The sequence below is a fragment of the Bradyrhizobium rifense genome, assembly GCF_008123425.1.
Taxonomy (GTDB): Bacteria; Pseudomonadota; Alphaproteobacteria; order Rhizobiales; family Xanthobacteraceae; genus Bradyrhizobium; species Bradyrhizobium rifense.
Window position 1 is genome coordinate 16,590 of the sequence record NZ_VSSS01000069.1, and the last position, 15,165, is coordinate 31,754.

Annotated in this window: 18 protein-coding genes; 10 read left to right on the top strand and 8 right to left on the bottom strand. The window is 65.3% G+C overall.

The window, feature by feature from the left end; all coding sequences use genetic code 11:
• Positions 1–76 precede the first annotated feature (76 nt).
• Genes FXB40_RS39710 through clpS form a run of 5 tightly spaced genes read left to right on the top strand, consistent with a single transcriptional unit; the run spans position 77 to position 2,822 of the window.
• Positions 77–1,285 carry an MFS transporter gene (locus tag FXB40_RS39710; protein ID WP_148777712.1) on the top strand — a complete coding sequence of 403 codons (1,209 nt, stop codon included), beginning with the start codon at positions 77–79 and terminating at the stop codon, positions 1,283–1,285.
• Positions 1,286–1,304: 19 nt separating this feature from the next.
• Entirely contained in the window at positions 1,305–1,694 is a 390-nt protein-coding gene (gene crcB, locus FXB40_RS39715) for a fluoride efflux transporter CrcB (RefSeq protein WP_187437471.1), read from the top strand.
• 6 nt (positions 1,695–1,700) lie between these two features.
• Positions 1,701–2,129, top strand: a complete 429-nt coding sequence (gene crcB / locus FXB40_RS39720) for a fluoride efflux transporter CrcB (RefSeq protein WP_148777714.1) — start codon at positions 1,701–1,703, stop codon at positions 2,127–2,129.
• A 2-nt stretch (positions 2,130–2,131) separates the two neighbouring features.
• Positions 2,132–2,473 (top strand): DUF190 domain-containing protein, encoded by a 342-nt coding sequence (locus FXB40_RS39725; RefSeq protein ID WP_148777715.1) that lies wholly within the window; start codon positions 2,132–2,134, stop codon positions 2,471–2,473.
• A 43-nt stretch (positions 2,474–2,516) separates the two neighbouring features.
• Complete coding sequence (gene clpS / locus FXB40_RS39730) at positions 2,517–2,822, top strand: ATP-dependent Clp protease adapter ClpS (protein ID WP_148777716.1); 306 nt, start codon at positions 2,517–2,519, stop codon at positions 2,820–2,822.
• 4 nt (positions 2,823–2,826) lie between these two features.
• Here clpS and FXB40_RS39735 read toward each other — a convergent pair whose 3' ends face one another.
• Complete coding sequence (locus FXB40_RS39735; RefSeq protein ID WP_148777717.1) at positions 2,827–3,786, bottom strand: LysR family transcriptional regulator; 960 nt, start codon at positions 3,784–3,786, stop codon at positions 2,827–2,829.
• Positions 3,787–3,900: 114 nt separating this feature from the next.
• On the opposite strand from FXB40_RS39735, the gene leuC reads away from it, so the two are divergent.
• The 3 genes from leuC (at position 3,901) to FXB40_RS39750 (ending at position 7,299) form a co-directional block, all read left to right on the top strand.
• Positions 3,901–5,325: a 3-isopropylmalate dehydratase large subunit gene (leuC, locus tag FXB40_RS39740; RefSeq protein WP_148777718.1), complete on the top strand. Its 1,425-nt coding sequence runs from the start codon at positions 3,901–3,903 to the stop codon at positions 5,323–5,325.
• A complete protein-coding gene (gene leuD / locus FXB40_RS39745) occupies positions 5,322–5,924 on the top strand; it encodes a 3-isopropylmalate dehydratase small subunit (RefSeq protein WP_148777719.1) in 603 nt (200 codons plus the stop codon). Before leuC ends, leuD begins: the two co-directional genes overlap by 4 nt.
• A 61-nt stretch (positions 5,925–5,985) precedes the next feature.
• Complete coding sequence (locus FXB40_RS39750) at positions 5,986–7,299, top strand: 2-hydroxycarboxylate transporter family protein (protein ID WP_148777720.1); 1,314 nt, start codon at positions 5,986–5,988, stop codon at positions 7,297–7,299.
• A 34-nt stretch (positions 7,300–7,333) separates the two neighbouring features.
• On the opposite strand, the gene FXB40_RS39755 is transcribed toward FXB40_RS39750, so the two are convergent.
• The 5 genes from FXB40_RS39755 to fabI all read right to left on the bottom strand — a co-directional run bounded on the left by FXB40_RS39755 (position 7,334) and on the right by fabI (position 11,729).
• Positions 7,334–7,828 (bottom strand): GNAT family N-acetyltransferase, encoded by a 495-nt coding sequence (locus FXB40_RS39755; RefSeq protein ID WP_148777721.1) that lies wholly within the window; start codon positions 7,826–7,828, stop codon positions 7,334–7,336.
• Between the two features lie 16 nt (positions 7,829–7,844).
• Positions 7,845–9,035 (bottom strand): adenylate/guanylate cyclase domain-containing protein, encoded by a 1,191-nt coding sequence (locus FXB40_RS39760; RefSeq protein WP_187437472.1) that lies wholly within the window; start codon positions 9,033–9,035, stop codon positions 7,845–7,847.
• Between the two features lie 83 nt (positions 9,036–9,118).
• Positions 9,119–10,207, bottom strand: a complete 1,089-nt coding sequence (gene aroC / locus FXB40_RS39765; protein ID WP_148777723.1) for a chorismate synthase — start codon at positions 10,205–10,207, stop codon at positions 9,119–9,121.
• An 88-nt stretch (positions 10,208–10,295) separates the two neighbouring features.
• Positions 10,296–10,895 carry a histidine phosphatase family protein gene (locus FXB40_RS39770; protein WP_148777724.1) on the bottom strand — a complete coding sequence of 200 codons (600 nt, stop codon included), beginning with the start codon at positions 10,893–10,895 and terminating at the stop codon, positions 10,296–10,298.
• A gap of 12 nt (positions 10,896–10,907) precedes the next feature.
• On the bottom strand, positions 10,908–11,729 hold the full coding sequence (gene fabI / locus FXB40_RS39775; RefSeq protein WP_148777725.1) for an enoyl-ACP reductase FabI: 822 nt from the start codon (positions 11,727–11,729) through the stop codon (positions 10,908–10,910).
• A 171-nt stretch (positions 11,730–11,900) separates the two neighbouring features.
• Here fabI and FXB40_RS39780 point away from each other — a divergent pair, with 171 nt between their 5' ends.
• Both FXB40_RS39780 and FXB40_RS39785 read left to right on the top strand, forming a co-directional pair.
• The gene (locus tag FXB40_RS39780) at positions 11,901–12,389 is read left to right on the top strand and encodes an RNA polymerase sigma factor (protein WP_148777726.1); all 489 of its coding nucleotides are present in this window, start codon (positions 11,901–11,903) and stop codon (positions 12,387–12,389) included.
• Positions 12,390–12,495: 106 nt separating this feature from the next.
• Entirely contained in the window at positions 12,496–13,269 is a 774-nt protein-coding gene (locus FXB40_RS39785) for an anti-sigma factor family protein (RefSeq protein WP_148777727.1), read from the top strand.
• Between the two features lie 326 nt (positions 13,270–13,595).
• On the opposite strand, the gene FXB40_RS39790 is transcribed toward FXB40_RS39785, so the two are convergent.
• Together FXB40_RS39790 and FXB40_RS39795 are read right to left on the bottom strand one after the other, a co-directional pair.
• A complete protein-coding gene (locus FXB40_RS39790; protein ID WP_148777728.1) occupies positions 13,596–14,561 on the bottom strand; it encodes a DnaJ C-terminal domain-containing protein in 966 nt (321 codons plus the stop codon).
• A gap of 159 nt (positions 14,562–14,720) precedes the next feature.
• Complete coding sequence (locus FXB40_RS39795) at positions 14,721–15,128, bottom strand: RT0821/Lpp0805 family surface protein (protein WP_187437473.1); 408 nt, start codon at positions 15,126–15,128, stop codon at positions 14,721–14,723.
• Positions 15,129–15,165: the final 37 nt, after the last annotated feature.

Sequence of the window (15,165 nt, forward strand, 5' to 3'; positions counted from 1 at the left end):
CCTCTGCCTTTGGCGGGAGCATGGACAAACCCGCCGGTGGCGGGTTTTTTGTTGCCTGAATGCAAAGGCGAAGGACGTGACGACGACCACACCGAATGCTGCGCGCACCAGGCTACCCAGGGGAATCTGGGTGCTCGGCTTCGTCTCGATGCTGATGGACATCTCCTCCGAGATGATCCACGCGCTGCTGCCGGTCTATCTCGTCACCGTGCTCGGCGCCTCCACGCTCACCGTCGGCTTCATCGAGGGTATCGCGGAGGCAACCGCTTCGATCACAAAAATCTTCTCCGGCGCGCTGTCGGACTGGCTCGGCCGCCGGAAGCTGCTTGCGGCCCTCGGCTATGGGCTGGCCGCGGTGACAAAACCGCTGTTCCCGCTCGCGCCCAGCATCGGCTGGCTGGTCGCGGCGCGCTTCGTCGACCGCGTCGGCAAGGGCATCCGCGGCGCACCTCGTGACGCGCTGATCGCCGATATTGCGCCGGCGGGCCTGCGCGGCGCGAGCTTCGGCCTGCGGCAGTCGCTCGACACGGTCGGCGCCTTCGTCGGACCGCTCGCCGCGATCGGCCTGATGTGGTGGACGTCGGATCATTTTGCCGCCGTGTTCTGGGTGGCCGTGGTGCCTGCATTCCTGTCCTTCGGACTGATCGCATTTGCCTTGAACGAGCCGGAGCCGGATGCGAGCAGGACACCTGCGAGGAACCCGCTCAACACCGCCGCCATGCGGCAGCTTGGGCCCGTGTATTGGCGCGTCATCGCAATCGGCGTCGTCTTCACGCTCGCCCGTTTCAGCGAGGCCTTCCTGATCCTGCGTGCGCAGAACATCGGCCTCAATGCGATGTGGGTGCCGGCGGTGCTGGTGTTGATGAACATCACCTACGCGCTCTCGGCCTATCCGGCCGGCGTGCTGTCGGACCGGATCAACCGGACCGCTCTGCTCGCGCTCGGCCTCATTTTTCTCGCAGGCGCCGACCTCGCACTGGCGCTGCTGCCGAGTCTGTCCGGCCTCGCGCTCGGCGTCGTGCTGTGGGGTCTGCATATGGGATTGACGCAAGGCTTGCTCTCGGCCCTCGTCGCCGATACTGCACCGCCGAGCTTGCGCGGCACCGCATTCGGCTATTTCAACCTGTTCACGGGGCTTGCGCTGCTGGCCGCAAGCGTGATCGCCGGCGCGCTGTGGGACGTTTACGGCCCGGCCGGCACGTTCCTCGCAGGGCTCGGGTTCGCGCTGATAGCGCTCGTGGGACTGCTCACCGTCGGCAACGGGCTGGCAACGGAGCGCAAGTGATGACGGGAGGCCAAATATCGTGCTGGGCGGAGTGATCGCGATCGTGATCGGCAGCATCCTCGGCGGCTGCGCGCGCTATTTCGTCTCCGGGGCGATCGCGCGGCGGCTTGGCGAAACGTTTCCCTGGGGCACCATGACCATCAATGTCAGCGGCGCCTTCCTGATCGGTATCTTCGGCGCGCTGGCGACGCATCCCGGCTCGGTCTTCGCCTCGCCCAATCCTTGGCTGTTCGCGGTCACCGGTTTCCTCGGCTGCTACACCACGGTCTCCTCTTTCAGCCTGCAAACGCTGACGCTCGCCCGCAATGGCGAGTCGCTCTCTGCGCTCGGCAACGTCGCCTTCTCGGTCGGGCTGTGCCTTTTCGCCGTCAGTTGCGGCTTCTTCCTCGCCGACCTCTTTGGAGGCTAGAGGCGGATGAAATTGCCCTCCTTCACCGACCGCTGGCCGAGCGCGTTGCTTTATGCCTGGGTTTCCTTCGGAAGCATCATTGGCGGGCTGGCGCGCTATTTCGTCTCGCTCGTGCTCGACACCGGCCCGGGTTTTCCGTTCGCGACGCTGTTCATCAACGCCACGGGATCCATGATCATCGGCTTCTATGCGACGCTGACCGGTCCTGACGGCCGCGTGCTGGCGCGGCCCGAGCACCGGCAGTTCGTCATGACCGGATTCTGCGGTGGCTATACCACCTTCTCGGCCTTCAGCCTGGAAACCTTCCGCCTGTTCCATGGCGGCCTGAAATGGACCGCGCTCGCCTATGTCGCGGCGTCCGTCGTCTGCTGGCTGGTCTCGGTCTGGCTCGGCCATATGATGGCGAGCCGCTACAACCGCTTGAAAAGGAGCTGACCATGCAAATTCCCAATCAGGCAGTCTCGCTCCGGATATTCATCGGTGAGAGCGACCATTTCGACGGCAAGCCGCTTTATGAAGCAATCGTGATGAAGGCGCGCGAGCTGCACCTCGCCGGTGCCACCGTGCTGCGCGGCCCCATGGGCTTCGGCAAGTCGAGCCGGCTGCACACCTCAAAGATCCTGCGGCTGTCGGAGGATTTGCCGCTGCTGATCGAGATCGTCGACAGCGAGGACAACATCAACGCATTCCTGCCCATCCTGGATGGCATGATGTCGAGCGGGCTGATCACCTTGGAGAAGGTGCAGGTCCTGCAATATGGTGAGAAGGCCACGAGCTGATCGCTCTGGCAGGAACCCCAGCCCGCCGTTTCCGGGAGGCGGAATGAACGACACCGTTACCAAACCGAAAACCAGGACCAGAACCAAGGTCGAGCGGCCCAAGCTGCACAAGGTCATCCTGATCAACGACGACTACACGCCGCGTGAGTTCGTCACCATGATCCTGAAGGCTGAATTCCGCATGACCGAGGATCAGGCCTACAAGGTCATGATCACCGCGCACAAGCTCGGCGCCTGCGTCGTCGCCGTGTTCACCAAGGACGTCGCCGAGACCAAGGCCACGCGTGCCACCGATGCCGCCCGCACCAAGGGCTATCCGCTGCTGTTCACGACGGAGCCGGAAGAATAGGCCGCTAGCCGCGACCGCGGCGCGAGCGCACCGCCTTGCGCGCGTTGCTCGCAGGCGGATGCTCCTGAACGTGCGTCCAGAACGCTTCGGCCGCCTGCGTCAGTCGCGATCGCGGGCGGAACACGTGGATCTCGATCGGAATCTCCCACTCCTGTCCGCCGGCCCTCACCAGCTCGCCCGATGCGAGCTGATCAGTGATGAGGCTCTCGGGAAGCCAGGCCATGCCGCGGCCGGCCTGGACCATGGTGACGAGAAGCTTCGCAAGATGCGACGTGAACGCCGGCTTCAGATGCGCGCCAAGCGGCGAGGTCGAGCGTACCGCGTCGAGGATCTTTCCCATCCCGGACTCCTGACGATAGCTCAGGACCTGCACCGGCGCGGCCTGCGTTCCCGGAAGCCTGAAGCGAGCGGCCTTGCCTGATCGCGACGCTGGCACGGATGCCGGGATCAGGCAGTCATCGCCGACATGCGCCGAGCGGAATTGCGAGGTCGTCAGCGCGGTGACGACGGCGGGATGATGGTGGCAAAGCAAAAAGTGCACCTCGCCCGCCAGCAGCATGCGCTCGCACGCCTCCATGTGGTTTGCGACGAGCTGGACATTCGGCACGAACGACAGCGTCGCCTCGACCTGGCGCAGCCAATCCGGAAAGAACGTCAGCGACAGCGCATTGGTCGATGCGAATTTCAGCACGTCGGAGGCGCCGCGCGCGAGCTCCTGCGCCTCGAGGCGACCGGCGGACAGGCGGCGGATGATGTCCTCGGCAGTCAGGCGGAACGCATCGCCGGCAGGCGTGAGGCTGACAGCATGCGTCGTGCGCTCGAACAGCGCCGCCCCGGCCCACACTTCCAGCGCCTTGATCCTGCGGCTCAGCGCGGGTTGCGACGAATTCCGCTGCTCGGCTGCGCGCGAAAAGCTGCGGGTCGACGCCACCGCGATGAAATCGTGCAGCCAGTTGATCTCCATCGCATCCATCCTGCTTATGCAAATCCTGCATAATCATATCATGAGGTGACATTGGATTTCCAGAAGGCCGGCCTGCACCCTTCCTGAAAGTCAGATTTTCCTTTGGGAGGCCGAATGTCCGGGCGCACGCTCTACGACAGACTGATCGACGCGCATGTGGTTCGCCGCCTCGACGATGACGGGCTGGTGCTGCTCTATGTCGATCGCACCGTGCTCAATGAATATACCAGCCCACAAGCCTTTGCCGGCCTGCGCGCCGCCGGGCGCAAGGTGTGGAACCCGTCCGCCGCGCTGATGGTGGTCGATCACGTCAACCCGACCGCGGCTCGTCGTACGCGCGAGATGCCGGATGCCGATGCCGCGAGGCAGGTCGATTATTTCGCCGACAATGCGCGCGATTTCGACATCGAGTATTTCGACATCCTCGATCCGCGCCAGGGCATCGAGCATGTCGTCGCCCCCGAGCAAGGGCTGGTGATGCCGGGCATGGTGATCGCCGCCGGTGACAGCCACACCACGGCCTACGGCGCCTTCGGTGCGCTCGGCTACGGCATCGGCACCTCGGACATCGAGCATTATCTCGCGACCTCGACGGTGCGCTACCGCCGGCTGAAGACGATGCGGATCAATGTGGCCGGGCATCCTCCGCTCGGCGTGACGTCGAAGGACATCGTCATGGAGATCATCCGCCGCATCGGCGCCGATGGAGCCACCGGCTATGCGGTGGAGTTCGCCGGCCCTGCGGTGACCGAGATGAGCGTCGAGGGACGCATCGTGATGTCGATCATGATCGTCGAGGCCGGCGCACGCGGCGTCGTCATCGCGCCCGACCACAAGGTGCTCGATTATCTCGAGGGACGGCCGCGTGCGCCGAAGGGCGAGATGTGGGACCGCGCCGCGCGAGCCTGGTTGCAGCTTCGCTCCGATTCCGACGCCCGCTTCGACCGGGAGATGACGATCGATGCCGGCGGTGTCGCACCGCTGGTGACGTGGGGCACCAGCCCGGATCAGGCGATCGCCGTGACCGATCGCGTGCCGGATCCCGACAGCAATTCCACGGCAGACAGCAAGATGGCGGCCACGCGTGCGCTCGCTTATATGGGCCTGACGGCGGGAACGCCGATCCAGTCGGTGCCGATCGATTTCGCCTTCATCGGCTCCTGCACCAATTCGCGCATCGAGGATCTGCGCGATGCGGCGCGCGTGTTCAGAGGCCGTCACGTCGCAACCGGCGTCCGCGCCATCGTCGTTCCCGGATCGACGCAAGTCCGCGCGCAGGCCGAGGCTGAAGGGATCGCGCAGATCCTGATCGATGCGGGCGTGGAGTGGCGGCAATCGGGCTGCTCGATGTGCCTGGCGATGAACGACGACATTCTCGCGCCGGGCCAGCGCTCGGCCTCCTCGACCAACCGCAATTTCGAGGGCCGCCAGGGGCCCGGCGCGCGCACGCATCTGATGAGCCCGGCGATGGTCGCGGCCGCCGCAGTCACGGGCCGCATCACCGATGTGCGCGACCTGATCGGAGGAGATTTGCCATGACGCCATTCCATCGTGTCTCCGGCGCGGCTGCGCCGATGACGACGCCCAATATCGACACCGACGTGATCATGCCAAAGATGTTCCTGAAGGGCGTCGATCGCAGCGGTCTCGGCGACGGCGCCTTCAACCTGCTTCGGTTCATCGCGGGCAAGCCCGATCCCGACTTCGTGCTGAACAAAGACGGCTATCGCGACGCCTGCTTCCTCGTCGTGGGACCGAATTTCGGTTGCGGGTCGAGCAGAGAACATGCCGTGTGGGGCCTTCAGCAGCTCGGCATCCGCGCTCTCATCGGCACCACCTTCGCCGGCATCTTCAACGACAATTGCGCCAATAACGGCCTGCTGACGATCAGCCTCGATGCCGCCACGGTCGGCACCCTCGCCGACATCGTCGCGAGCCCTGCGAGCAACCGCCTCACTGTCGACCTCGAACAGCAGACCGTCCGCGTCGAGGGCGGCGGCACCATCCCGTTCGCGATCGAGCCCGAGCGAAAGCAGGCGTTCCTCACGGGGCGCGATGCGATCAGCTCGACATTGGTCTTTGCCGATGACATCCGCGCCTTCGAGGCGCGGCACCGGGCGGACAATCCCTGGTTCTGAGCGCGACTGGAGCACGCGGACCTGCAGACAAACAAACACAAAACGACAGAGGGAGGCATTCTTGACTGACACCACCATCAAGCTCGCGGAGACGACGCAACCGTCCGCGCTCGCTGCACTGAAGATCGGCCCGCTGCCGATCACCGTCTATGTTCCCGCAGCACTCGTCTGCGCCGCCGCGGTCTATTCCGGAAAGCTGCCCAATGACGCGATCGGCGGGCTCTCGGTGCTGATGCTGCTCGGCTTCCTGCTCGGCAAGCTCGGCCAGATCATTCCGGTTCTGAGGCGGATCGGCGGCACCGCGATCATGTGCCTGTTCGTGCCGGCCGCGCTGGTCGCCTACGGCCTGATGCCGGAGACGGCGCTCAAGGCGATCGCGACGACGTTCCGCACCGCCAATTTCCAGTATTTCTTCATCGCCTGCCTCGTCGCCGGCTCGATCCTCGGCATGCCCCACCGCGTGCTGGTGCAGGGTTTTCTCCGGATGTTCGTGCCGCTGCTGGTCGGCACGCTCAGCGCCATCGCCATCGGCGTCACGGTCGGGCTGCTGTTCGGCCACAGCCCGAAGGAGACGTTCTTCTTCGTGATCATCCCGATCATCGGCGGCGGCCTCGCCGAAGGCGTGCTGCCGCTGTCGATTGCCTATTCTGAAATGCTGCATCGGCCGCAGGCCGATCTGGTGGCGCAGATGGTGCCTGCGGCGCTGCTCGGCAACGTCGTCGCCATCGTCGCGGCCGGACTGCTCGCCCGCCTCGCAGAGAAGCGGCGTGACCTCAACGGCCAGGGCATGCTGGTGAAAACAGGCGATGACGACATCCTGGGCCCGGCACGATCCGACCACCCGATCGACCTCGGCCTGCTCGGTGCCGGCATCGTGCTGTCCTGCGTGCTGTTCGTGCTCGGCATGGTGCTCGCGCCCTATACCGGCATTCCCGGCCCGATCCTCATGATCATCGCGGCGGTCGCGCTCAAGCTGACAAAGCTGCTGCCCGCCGAGATGGAGCTCGGCGCCTACCAGATCAACAAATTCATGTCGACCAACCTCACCTTCGCGATCCTGGTGGCGATGGGAACGCTGCTGGTGTCATGGCAGCAACTCGTGGCGTCCTTCAATCCCGGCTACATCGCGATCTGCACGACGACGGTGCTGGCGATGATCGCCTCCGGCTTCTTCGTCGGCAAATGGCTGAACATGTATCCGGTCGAGGCCGCAATCGTCACCGCCTGTCATTCCGGCCTCGGCGGCACCGGCGACGTCGCCATTCTCGGCGCCGCGGACCGCATGGGCCTGATGGCCTTCGCCCAGATCGCAACCCGCGTCGGCGGCGCCATCATGATCGTGACCGCGACATTGGCGATGAAGATCGCCTACTAGGGCACACAGCGGCCGGCGTTCCCCGCAACGCCGGCTAGCCCTTGAGGCGCGCCATGATGATTTCATCGTGATAGGTGCCGTCGACCAGGATCGCCATCCGCTTGATGCCTTCCTCGACGAACCCGACCTTGCGATAAAGGGCGGCAGCGGCGGTGTTGGTCGCGAAGACGCCGAGCTCGATGCGTCGGAAGCCGAATACATCCGCGGCCTGGACAGCGTGCCGCAACAGCCGCTCGCCAAAGCCTCTGCCTCGGAACTCCGGTACAAGCCCCATGAAGAGATCGCCGACATGCGCCGAGACCGCACGACTGGCCGGCGGCACGTTGCACCATCCGACCACGGCGCCGTCGACGACGGCGACGATCTGCGGGTAGCCGCGCTCGACATTGCGTGCGACAAAGGCGCGAACCTGCTCGATCGGCGGCGCCTCGACCAGCGCGATGTATTTGCGCTCGCGGGCGACGATGTCGACGGCGGCCCGAAAGGCGTCGGTCTCGGCGACCTGGATCTGGCGGAGTTCGACGGTCATCTGCAATCTCGTCGCATCACGCCATCACCACGGGCGTCTCCTCGGCGATCCCGTACACGCGCTGCGCCTTGGAAAATCCTGCGATCGGAAAATCGCCGAGATCGCGCCAGTCGTGCTGGCAGACATCGGCGAAGGCTTCCGATGCGACGACGGTACGACCAAGCCGGCCCGCGATCTTTTCCATCCGCGCCGCGAGGTTGACGGCCGGGCCGATACAGGTGAAGTCGAGCCGGTTGCCCCCGCCAATATTGCCGTAGAGGATGTTGCCGACATGCAGCGCGACGCCGAAGCGGAAGCGCTCGATGACGTCGCCAACCGGGTGCGCGAGCGCATCGACGCTGGCGCGGGCTTCGCGTGCGGCTTCCAGCACGCGCGTGCAGACATGGGTGGCATCGCCGACATATTCGTCGATCGGGAATACGGCGAGCAGGCCGTCGCCCATGAATTTCAGGACCTCGCCACCATGGGCGCGGATCGCCGTGACCTGGCAGTCGAAATAGCGGTTCAGGATATCGACCACAGTCTCGGCCGGCAGCCGGTCCGACAACGCCGTGAAGCCGCGCAAATCCGACAGCCAGATCGCGGCCTGCATGGTGTCATTGTGGCCGCGGCGAATCTGGCCACCGAGGATGCGCTCGCCGGCGCGGTTGCCGACATAGGTGTCGAGCAGCGTCGCGGCGGTGCGACGCAGGGTGACGATCTCGCTGACGCGCGCCAGCGGGGCGACGATGGAGCGGATCGTTGCGATGTCGTCGTCGCTAAAGCCGCCGGGATGCCGCGTGGTCCAGCTGATCGCGTGGATCGAGCTGTCGAGAAAGCGCATCGGCGTCGCGATGTAGTCGGTGACGCCTTCGGCGCGCATGTCCTCCAGGAACGGAAATCGCCTGGTGTCGATGTCGTCGATGCGGCCCCTGACCTCCAGCCCATCCTCGAACACGATCTTCAGCGGGCTCCGCGCGAATTCGGGCGTGTCCAGGATCTCGAAATCGACGGTGCCGACCTCGACCTCCTCGCCCTGTCGCCAGATGAAGTTGCGGCCGAATATCTCGGGATGCAGCGTGCGGATGAAGACGCCGAACCGCCACAACGGCAGGCCGGCGGCGACCAGCTGCTCACAGGCGTCGGCGATCATCTCGGCCGGCCCCCGCGACGACCTGGCGCCGTCGATCAGCCAGTTGATGATGCGCTGGAGCTCCGGGTTTTCCATGGTCGCATTTGCCGACGAAGTTGTGGGATCGTCAAGCTGCGCGGTGGGCTGGTACCGCGACACAAAAGCTTCAAGCAGGGGCTCTAGCGCCCCACCTGCCCGCGATCGCGAATAAAGTGATCCGCCAGCACGCAGGCCATCATGGCTTCGCCGACCGGGACGGCGCGGATGCCGACGCAGGGGTCGTGACGGCCTTTCGTAAAAATCTCGGTGTCGGCGCCCTGGCGATCGACAGTGAGGCGCGGCTGCAGGATCGACGAAGTCGGCTTCACCGCGAAACGCACCACGATCGGCTGTCCCGTGGAGATGCCGCCCAGAACGCCGCCGGCATGGTTGGACAGGAAGCGCGTGCCGTCATTGCCGGTGCGCATCTCGTCGGCGTTCTCTTCGCCGGTCAGTTCGGCGGCGCCAAAGCCGGCGCCGATCTCGACGCCCTTCACCGCGTTGATGGTCATCATCGCGCCCGCCAGATCGGAATCGAGCTTGGCGTAGATCGGTGCGCCCAGGCCTGCCGGCACGCCTTCGGCGACGATTTCGAGCACCGCGCCGATCGAGGAGCCGCTCTTGCGGATGCCGTCGAGATAGGTCTCGAAGAACGCGGCCTTGTCCTTGTCCGGACAGAAGAACGGATTTCTGGCGATCTCGTCCCAGTCCCACTTCGCACGGTCGATCTTGTGCGGCCCCATCTGCACCAGCGCGCCGCGGACCTTGACGTCGGGCAGCACTTTTCGCGCGATCGCACCGGCGGCGACGCGCATCGCGGTCTCGCGCGCGGAGGAGCGGCCGCCACCGCGATAGTCGCGCAGGCCGTATTTCGCCTCATAGGTGAAGTCGGCGTGACCGGGGCGAAACTTGTCCTTGATCTCCGAATAGTCCTTCGAGCGCTGGTCGGTGTTCTCGATCAGGAGCCCGATCGGGGTGCCCGTCGTCACCTGCACGCCGGTCTCGGGATGCGCCATTACGCCGGACAGAATCTTGACCTGGTCCGGCTCCTGGCGCTGGGTGGTGAAGCGCGACTGGCCCGGCTTGCGGCGATCGAGATCCTGCTGGATGTCCGCCTCGGTGAGCGGGATCATGGGCGGGCAGCCGTCGACCACGCAGCCGATCGCCACCCCATGGCTCTCGCCAAAGGTGGTGACGCGAAACATGTGGCCGAAGGTGTTGAAGGACATCGCTGCTCGCTGGCTCGGTTCCGGCGTGTGGTAACGCGCGGGGGGCCGGGGGTCAAACCCGGCTGTCGCTCCGGAAGGACCTCAAGGCTTAACTATACTTGTCCAGCCGACCGTCGCGGAACACGTAGACGGCGCCCTGCTCGATATAGAGCTCGGCGGCGCTGGTCGGCGTCTCCAGGCCGAGCGAGACCATCAGGGCCCGGCAGGTGCCGCCATGGGCGACCGCAACGGTGTCGGTCCGAAGCTCGTCGTACCAGGCGCGAACGCGGACCTGCACATCCGCATAGGTCTCCGCGCCCGCGGGCCCCACCGTCCATTTGTCGGCGAGGCGCCTGGCATAGATGTCGGGATCTTTCGCCTCGCTCTCGGCCAGCGTCAGCCCTTCCCAAACGCCGTAGCCGATCTCGCGCAGGCGATCGTCCAGCGCATAATCCCCGACCGGCAATTCGAGCTTGCCGCGCGCGAGTTCCATGGTCTGGCGGGCACGGCCGAGCGGGCTCGATACATAGGGCAGCGCCGCCTTGTCGCGGCCGTCTCGCTTGAAGAGATCGGCCAGGATGAGGCCTGCCTGCACGGCCTGGCCGCGGCCGCGCGCGTTCAGCGGAACGTCCTTGGTGCCCTGGAGCCTGCCGAGCGCATTCCACTCGGTCTCGCCGTGGCGAAGGTAGTAGATCGTGGGCACGGGCATTCCGGGTGGTGGTTAGTCCTTGCTACCGATCGACACATCCGGCGCGTCGGGGCGCTTCATACCGAGCACGTGGTAACCGGCATCGACGTGATGCACTTCGCCGGTGACGCCACGCGACAGGTCGGACAGGAAATACAGCGAACTGTCGCCGACCTCCTCGATCGTCACGTTGCGGCGCAGCGGCGCGTTGACCTCGTTGTATTTCAGGAGGAGGCGTGAATCGGCGATGCCGGCGAACGCCAGCGTCTTGATCGGTCCCGCAGAAATTGCGTTGACGCGGATCGCCTTCTCGCCGAGATCGGCGGCCAGATAACGCACGCTCGCCTCCAGCGCCGCCTTGGCGACGCCCATGACGTTGTAGTTCGGCATCCACTTCTCGGAGCCGTAATAGCTCAGCGTGATGATCGAACCGCCGTCGGTCATCAGCTTCTCGGCGCGCTGCGCGACCGCAGTCAGCGAGTAGCAGGAGATCAGCATCGACTTGGAGAAGTTGTCGGCGGTGGTGTCGACGTAGCGGCCCTCGAGCTGATCCTTGTCGGCAAATGCGATCGCGTGCACGACGAAATCGATCTTGCCCCACTTCTCCTTCAGCACGTCGAACACCGCATCGATGGTCGCAGCATCCGTGACGTCGCAATGGCCGAGCAAGAGCGCGCCGAGCTCGGCGGCGAGTGGCTCGACCCGCTTCTTCAGCGCATCGCCCTGGTAGGTGAGTGCAATCTCGGCGCCGGCGGCCTGGCATGCCTTGGCGATGCCCCAGGCGATCGAGCGGTTGTTGGCGACGCCGAGGATCACCCCGCGCTTGCCTTGCATCAGACCTGAATTCTGCGCCATTTGCTAACGTCCTGTAGCTCCCGTTAAGGTCTGGAGGTACACCAGCCCTCCCCTGCGGTACAGTCCTAATACGCGGCGTTAACGCTGTTTCCAGCGCCGGAATAGCCGTTCCGTTCGGGTGTTATGATCGTTGAGGCGCTCGCGCCTGATGTGAAGGACGTCCAGACGGCAATGAGTGCGTTTCGCCAGAGCGTGGAAGCCATGATCCCGGCGTTGCGCCGCTACGCCCGTGCGCTGACGCGCGATGCGGATGCGGCCGACGATCTGGTGCAGGACACGCTGGTGCGTGCGCTGCGTTCGGAGCGATTGTTTCTCGGAGGCGACGTCAGGAGCTGGCTCTACACGATCCTGACCAACCTCAACAAGAATCGGCGGCGCTCGCTGGCAAGGCGTCCGCAATTCATCCAGCTGACGGAGAACAACCCGGATGCCAGCGGGACGGAGGCCGAAGGACGCGACATCGAACGGGCACTCTCGACGCTGGTCGAGGAGCAACGCTCGGTGCTGCTCCTGGTGATGCTGGAAGGCATGAGCTACCGCGAGGTCGCCGACATCCAGGGCGTGCCGATCGGCACCGTCATGTCCCGCCTGGCGCGCGCCCGCGCACACGTTAAAGCGTCGCTGGAGGGTGAGCGTCCGTCGCTCAGGCGGGTGAAATGATGGCAGGATTGATGCATCGCGCATACCGCGTCCGCTGCACGGAGAGAGAAGCAGCGCAGTTGAACCGCGTCAGATATTTTGGGCCGCAGAGCCAGAGACGACCGATATGAACGACCGCAATATTCCCGTGACCGAAGACGAGCTGCACGCCTTTGTCGATGGCGAGCTGCCGACCGAGCGCCGCGCCGACGTCGAGGCCTGGCTTGCCGCGCACCCCGAGGATGCCGAGCGGGTGCAGTCCTGGCGCGCCATGGCCGAGATGCTGCACGCCCGCTACGACAACGTCGCCCAGGAGCCGGTGCCGGCCCGGCTGGAGCTCGAGCGGCTGGAGCGCCGTCCGCGGCAATGGCTCTACGGTGCGGTCGCGGCTGCGCTGGTCGCCTTCGTCGCCGGCGGCACGGCCGGCTGGGTGGCGCATGGCGCCGCCAACGCGCCCTCGACCTTCCAGAGCTTTACGACGGATGCGCTCGATGCCCACCGCCTCTATGTCGTCGAGGTCCGCCATCCCGTCGAGGTCGGCGGCAACGAGCGCGACCACCTCCAGGCCTGGCTGACCCGGCGTTGCGGCTGGACCGTGTTCGCGCCCAATCTGGAGGCGAGCGGGCTGAAACTGGTCGGCGGCCGGCTGCTGCCGGGCCCGAACGGGCCGGCGTCCTTCCTGATGTATGAGGGCGCCTCCGGCGAGCGCTACACGATCTACACTTCCAAGACCGAGAGCGGCGCAACGCAGATGCGATACGCCAGGGCGGACAAGGACGGGGCGCTGTTCTGGGCCGAGCGCGGCGTCGGCTACGTCGTCAGCGGCGGCGGCGCCGACCGCGATCGCCTTACCAAGGTGGCGCAGGCGGTGTACGACCAGGCAGAGAAAACCGGCGGCTAAACAACCGCGCAAACGCCGTGCCTCGATTCCGTCATTGAAAATTTGGAATCAAGACATGTGTGCGTCTCATTATCGCACCGGGTGCTCACGCGATTATGAGCAGCGTTCGATCCGCCGATCGACGCGGGCGGCCTCGATTGGGGTTTTTGGTACCGCGCTGGTCCCCCTCTCGAGGCCGCACCTTTTTATCGGCTGCCCCGCCGGACAGTCGACGCGTCGACCATGCAAGCCAAGAAGCGCTACCACGCCTCGGAGATATGACGAGCATCATCCGTACGGGCAATGCTCACAGTCTTTAGGAGAACCCCTTCAGTTCCGATCTCGCCCTAACCAAGTCCGCTACGTGGATTGTAGGGGTGTTGGTCCCGCCACTTTTCCATCAATGCTTCAAGCTCGGCGTCGTTCCCGTCCGGTAGCATAATCCTGACGGTGACGAAGAGATCCCCGGTCCCGCCAGATTTCGGCAAGCCCTTACCTTTGAGGCGGAAGGTCCGGCCACTGGAGGTGTTTTTCGGGACCGACAATTCCACGGCATTGCCGAGCGTGGGCACGCGGACCTTGCCGCCGAGCACAGCCTCGTAGAGCGTGACCGGCAGGTCGATCCTGAGGTCAGCACCCTCGATCTTGAAGAACGGGTGCGGCGCGATGCTGATGGTGATCAGGAGATCGCCGGGCGGATGGCCCTGGGCGCTCTCGCCCTGGCCGCGCAGCCGGATCTGTTGACCCTCGACGACGCCGGCCGGAATCTTGACGTTGAGTTCCTTGCCATTCGGTAGCCGGACGCGCTTCTCGCCGCCCTTGACCGATTCTTCCAGTGAGACGGACATGGCGACGTTGACGTCGAGATCGAGCCCGACCCCGCCGGTGTCGAATTCGAACTGGGCGCCGCCGCCGGCCCCGGGCCGCGCACCGCGCACCCCGCCGCCGAACATGCTGTTGAGGATGTCCTCGAAGGCGCCCGCGCCCTGGCCGGGGCCTGCCCCGCCGCCACGGAAATTGTAGCTCTCGAACCCGCCGGGACCGGCACGACCGCGCGGCCCGCCGCCGCCCGGAAAGCCCTGGAAGCGCGGCTTGCCATCGGCATCGATCTCGCCGCGGTCGAACTGCTTGCGCTTGTCCTCGTCGCCGATGATCTCGTTGGCCGAATTGATCTCGGAGAAGCGCTCGGCGGCCTTGGGATCATCCTTGTTGCTGTCGGGATGATGCTTCTTGGCCAGCTTGCGATAGGCGCTCTTGATCGCGGCAGCGTTGGCGCTCCGCGGCACCCCCAAGACCTCATAGGGGTCGCGCATCCGTCACGTCTCCTCTAGGGAAAGTCGATTGTTCAAAGGGCTCCCCGCCCCAGCTGAGCCTCATGTGGGGGGCGAGTGGCATTTTTGCAACTAGTCGAGTGAAGCGACCCGTTACGATTCGAGCACGATCTTATCGGAAAATGGGTTCCCGGATCATGCTCAGCTCCGCCACGGCTTTAGCGTATGAATCTCCCAACGGCCACGGCTGCTTTGGCAGCCGGCGCCCTGGAGCCAGCTTTCGGTCGTCCCGTTGACGTAGCTCGCCAGGAAATCGCGGCACTTGCGGCCATCCTCGGCGGCGTAGGATTGCGCGATCGGCGTCACCGAACCGCGCGCGCCGGTTTCAGGATTCTCCCAGTGCTGACTGGCATCCTTGTCGCCCATGCTCAGCACGTCGGAGGCGGCGTTGCGGGCGAAGGCGAGATCGGTCTCGGTCGGCGGAGCTTCCTTCGCCGGCCGTGCGACCGAGCCGGTGAGGTCGTTGTCGTCGGCCTTGGCATAGGCGTTGGTGTCAGTGCGGGACAGACTGCAGCCGCCGGCGCCGAGCCCGATCAAAATCATCGTCATCGCAAGGCCCGACGGCCGCATCGCCGATAGGCCAACG

Coding starts and splice junctions, on each gene's coding strand:
- crcB (WP_148777714.1), top strand. CDS start 1,701: ATGAAATTGCCCTCCTTCACCGACCGCTGGCCGAGCGCGTTGCTTTAT.
- FXB40_RS39725 (WP_148777715.1), top strand. CDS start 2,132: ATGCAAATTCCCAATCAGGCAGTCTCGCTCCGGATATTCATCGGTGAG.
- clpS (WP_148777716.1), top strand. CDS start 2,517: ATGAACGACACCGTTACCAAACCGAAAACCAGGACCAGAACCAAGGTC.
- FXB40_RS39735 (WP_148777717.1), bottom strand. CDS start 3,786: ATGGAGATCAACTGGCTGCACGATTTCATCGCGGTGGCGTCGACCCGC.
- leuC (WP_148777718.1), top strand. CDS start 3,901: ATGTCCGGGCGCACGCTCTACGACAGACTGATCGACGCGCATGTGGTT.
- leuD (WP_148777719.1), top strand. CDS start 5,322: ATGACGCCATTCCATCGTGTCTCCGGCGCGGCTGCGCCGATGACGACG.
- FXB40_RS39755 (WP_148777721.1), bottom strand. CDS start 7,828: ATGACCGTCGAACTCCGCCAGATCCAGGTCGCCGAGACCGACGCCTTT.
- FXB40_RS39760 (WP_187437472.1), bottom strand. CDS start 9,035: ATGGAAAACCCGGAGCTCCAGCGCATCATCAACTGGCTGATCGACGGC.
- aroC (WP_148777723.1), bottom strand. CDS start 10,207: ATGTCCTTCAACACCTTCGGCCACATGTTTCGCGTCACCACCTTTGGC.
- FXB40_RS39770 (WP_148777724.1), bottom strand. CDS start 10,895: ATGCCCGTGCCCACGATCTACTACCTTCGCCACGGCGAGACCGAGTGG.
- fabI (WP_148777725.1), bottom strand. CDS start 11,729: ATGGCGCAGAATTCAGGTCTGATGCAAGGCAAGCGCGGGGTGATCCTC.
- FXB40_RS39780 (WP_148777726.1), top strand. CDS start 11,901: ATGAGTGCGTTTCGCCAGAGCGTGGAAGCCATGATCCCGGCGTTGCGC.
- FXB40_RS39785 (WP_148777727.1), top strand. CDS start 12,496: ATGAACGACCGCAATATTCCCGTGACCGAAGACGAGCTGCACGCCTTT.
- FXB40_RS39790 (WP_148777728.1), bottom strand. CDS start 14,561: ATGCGCGACCCCTATGAGGTCTTGGGGGTGCCGCGGAGCGCCAACGCT.
- FXB40_RS39795 (WP_187437473.1), bottom strand. CDS start 15,128: ATGACGATGATTTTGATCGGGCTCGGCGCCGGCGGCTGCAGTCTGTCC.